The organism is Photobacterium sp. S4TG1 (assembly GCF_036040035.1).
Classification (GTDB): domain Bacteria; phylum Pseudomonadota; class Gammaproteobacteria; order Enterobacterales; family Vibrionaceae; genus Photobacterium.
In genome coordinates this window covers 1-987 of record NZ_JAYXUH010000040.1, presented here as the reverse complement: position 1 = coordinate 987, position 987 = coordinate 1, and the positions used below count along the sequence as shown (strand labels likewise).

Below are 987 nucleotides of genomic sequence, written 5' to 3'. Positions count from 1 at the left end.
GATAGTTGCAACAACACCAGCACCAACTGTACGGCCACCTTCACGGATAGCAAAACGTAGACCTTCATCCATCGCGATAGGTGCGATTAGAGTAACAGTCATAGAGATGTTATCACCAGGCATTACCATTTCAACGCCTTCTGGTAACTCGATAGTACCAGTTACGTCAGTTGTACGGAAGTAGAACTGTGGACGGTAACCTTTGAAGAAAGGAGTGTGACGACCGCCTTCATCTTTAGAAAGAACATAGATTTCTGAAGTGAAAGTAGTGTGTGGAGTGATTGAACCTGGCTTAGCAAGAACTTGACCACGTTCAACGTCATCACGCTTAGTACCACGTAGAAGAACACCAACGTTCTCACCAGCACGGCCTTCGTCAAGAAGCTTACGGAACATCTCAACACCAGTACATGTAGTAGTGATAGTGTCTTTGATACCGATGATAGCTACTTCGTCACCAACACGTACGATACCTTGCTCAATACGACCAGTTACAACAGTACCACGGCCTTGGATTGAGAAAACATCTTCGATTGGAAGGATGAATGGTAGATCGATAGCACGCTCTGGCTCTGGAATGTAAGAATCTAGAGCTTCAGCTAGTTCAACAATCTTAGCTTCCCACTCAGCTTCGCCGTTAAGCGCGCCTAGTGCAGAACCCATGATTACTGGGCAATCATCACCTGGGAAATCGTACTCAGAAAGAAGTTCACGAACTTCCATCTCTACTAGTTCAAGTAGTTCTTCGTCATCAACCATGTCACACTTGTTCATGAATACGATGATGTAAGGAATACCAACTTGACGACCAAGTAGGATGTGCTCACGAGTTTGAGGCATAGGACCGTCAGTTGCAGCAACAACTAGGATACCACCATCCATTTGAGCAGCACCAGTGATCATGTTTTTAACATAATCGGCGTGTCCAGGACAGTCTACGTGTGCGTAGTGACGAGTAGGAGTATCGTATTCTACGTGAGAAGTAGA

The 987-nt window shown here is 45.5% G+C and carries 1 protein-coding gene; it reads right to left on the bottom strand.

From position 1 onward, the window contains the following. Positions 1 to 987 (bottom strand): elongation factor Tu (gene tuf, locus VXS03_RS20020; RefSeq protein WP_327765532.1); only part of this gene is annotated, 987 nt, incomplete at both ends.